Origin of the sequence: Methanocalculus sp., from assembly GCF_029762515.1 — an archaeon.
GTDB lineage: Archaea > Halobacteriota > Methanomicrobia > Methanomicrobiales > Methanocorpusculaceae > Methanocalculus.
The window spans coordinates 1-2226 of record NZ_JARVGN010000375.1 but is presented as its reverse complement, the minus strand read 5'-3'; the positions used below and the strand labels follow the sequence as shown (position 1 = coordinate 2226).

Annotated in this window: 3 protein-coding genes; 2 read left to right on the top strand and 1 reads right to left on the bottom strand. The window is 57.4% G+C overall.

The window, feature by feature from the left end; genetic code table 11:
- Window positions 1-158 precede the first annotated feature (158 nt).
- Together QCH34_RS11110 and QCH34_RS11105 are read left to right on the top strand one after the other, a co-directional pair.
- Window positions 159-683 carry a YeeE/YedE thiosulfate transporter family protein gene (locus tag QCH34_RS11110; protein ID WP_300334129.1) on the top strand — a complete coding sequence of 175 codons (525 nt, stop codon included), beginning with the start codon at window positions 159-161 and terminating at the stop codon, window positions 681-683.
- 10 nt (window positions 684-693) lie between these two features.
- A complete protein-coding gene (locus QCH34_RS11105; protein WP_300334126.1) occupies window positions 694-1251 on the top strand; it encodes a DUF6691 family protein in 558 nt (185 codons plus the stop codon).
- Between the two features lie 9 nt (window positions 1252-1260).
- Here the strand turns inward: QCH34_RS11105 and QCH34_RS11100 are convergent, their stop codons facing one another.
- Window positions 1261-2070: a methyltransferase domain-containing protein gene (locus QCH34_RS11100; RefSeq protein WP_300334124.1), complete on the bottom strand. Its 810-nt coding sequence runs from the start codon at window positions 2068-2070 to the stop codon at window positions 1261-1263.
- Between the last annotated feature and the right edge of the window lie 156 nt (window positions 2071-2226).

The following is a 2226-nucleotide window of genomic DNA, read 5'->3' as shown; positions in this document are numbered from 1 at the left end:
ATGTGCCGGGGCGGGCAGCGGGCGAGCATTGCCGCGAGCATCCTGAAGATGAACGGTATCAGCCATGTGATGAACCTCGGCGGCGGCTATACTGCATACAGCCGTTCCGGGTTTGCACCGGTTCCGTAAACGAAGAGAGATCAGACGGAAGATGAAAGATGATCGAATGGTTTACAGCGGCGACATGGTCGCCCTATATTGTCGGAGCGGGAATCGGTGTCCTTATCTGGATCACCTTCCTCCTCTCCGACCGGCCCCTCGGGGCATCGACTGCATATGCAAAGACCGCCGGGATGGTGGAGACGGCAATTTCACGTGAGAAGGCCGAATCGATGGCATATTACCAGAAGATCACGCCGACTGCTGACTGGCAGTGGATTATTGTGATCGGGATTCTGATCGGGGGATTCATATCCGCATATCTCTCCGGTGCCTTCTCCCTGCTGACGGTGCCGCCGCTCTTTGCAGGGGCATTTGGAACAGATGCCCTCCTCAGGGCGGGAGTAGCGCTTCTCGGGGGCATCCTGATGGGGCTTGGGGCCCGGTGGGCAGGCGGCTGCACCTCAGGCCACGGTATATCCGGCACACTCCAGCTTGGCCTTGCCAGCTGGGTGGCAGTGATCTTCTTCTTCATCGGCGGCATACTCGTCGCCGGGATGATCTATGGGTTCGCATTCCTCTGAGGTGGCAGATATGGTATTTGATGAACTGAGATCCAATAAAAAAGCCCAGGTACTTCTCGGGGTCCTCTTCGGGATCATCTTCGGCTTCCTCCTCCAGAAGGGAGGGGTTGCCAGCTATGATGTTATCCTCGGCCAGCTCCTCCTCACCGACTTCACGGTTGTTAAGATAATGATGACCGCGATCCTCGTCGGAATGATCGGTGTCTACGTAATGAAGGCGGCAGGACTTGTCCATCTGCACACAAAACTGGGATCAGCCGGTGCCACCATCATAGGCGGGCTGATCTTTGGTGCCGGCTTCGCCGTCCTCGGGTACTGCCCCGGCACCGCAGCAGCCGCGGTCGGCTCCGGTGCCCTTGATGCACTCGTCGGGATGATCGGAATAGTAATAGGCGCAGGGATCTTCGCCCGGCTCTATCCCCGGCTAGACAGGACGATCCTGAATAAAGGAGTCTTCCCGGCAGAGACGATTCCGGAACTGCTCGGGGTGCGGGCGCTGTTTATCGTGCCGGTTGTCGCAGTGCTGATCGTGGGAGTGCTGTACCTGCTCCAGGCAATCGGGTTCTAAAAGGAGAGATCAGGTGGAGCCCTGCTCCACCCTCCCTTCAAGGGTGATCCGGGAGACCGGGATCTGGAAGGAGCCGTCACCTGATTGCGGATAGAGGGCATGGTATCTCTCTGCCAGTGCTGAGATAAACTCCTCCCTCCGCTCCCCCGGCACCTGCCCGATCAGGGACCGCCAGCTCTTTTCTATCCACCGGGAGAGTGCGCCCGCATCCCGGAGGAGAACCACCCTGCGGGCGAGATCGGCCCGTGACAGGGTGATCCCCGCTGCCTCAGCGAGCCTTGCCACCTCATCTTTCCCGAAGAGGAGGAACTGATGGGAATCGCCGGTAAAATACTGTTTCCATGCGGGATCGGAGATGATTACCTGTATCCCGGCAAGCACCTCCTCTGATGGGCCGGTTCCCTCCACCTGGAGAAGGAGGCGGCCGCCATCTGCAAGTGCATTACTGATGGAGCCGATTGCACGGGCTGGATCCAAAGCCCGGTTCAGTGCATCAAGGCAGATGATGGAATCGAATTCGGACTGGTATGCCATATCGGCAAGCTCTCCCATCTGAAAGACGATATTATTGTACCTGTTCTTTCCATATGCCGCCGCTGATGAAGTAAGAAGAGCAACAGATGACTCGATACCCGTCACCTTCCCCCTCGGGAGGCAGGCGGCGATGGCAGCGGTCAGGGTGCCGTCATCTGATCCGATATGCAGCACCCGTTCATGCCCTTTAAGGCCGAGCCTGATGATAACTTCCCGTGCGATCGCCTCCGGTGGTGCAGGAGGATAGGCTTTCTCTTTCGGATTATGACTATTCATTCTATCCATAGTCTGGATTAACCCAAAAGCTGATAAAAGAGGTATATTGGGAGAGGTTATTCGGTGGCTACCCGGACACAGTCTTGAATCGTCCCAAGCCGCGGAACAACCCCGCACATCGCCGGGAGATAGGAGAATGCTTTTCCTGAGTTCGTCATCACCGAG

Coding starts and splice junctions, on each gene's coding strand:
- QCH34_RS11110 (WP_300334129.1), top strand. CDS start 159: ATGATCGAATGGTTTACAGCGGCGACATGGTCGCCCTATATTGTCGGA.
- QCH34_RS11105 (WP_300334126.1), top strand. CDS start 694: ATGGTATTTGATGAACTGAGATCCAATAAAAAAGCCCAGGTACTTCTC.
- QCH34_RS11100 (WP_300334124.1), bottom strand. CDS start 2,070: ATGGATAGAATGAATAGTCATAATCCGAAAGAGAAAGCCTATCCTCCT.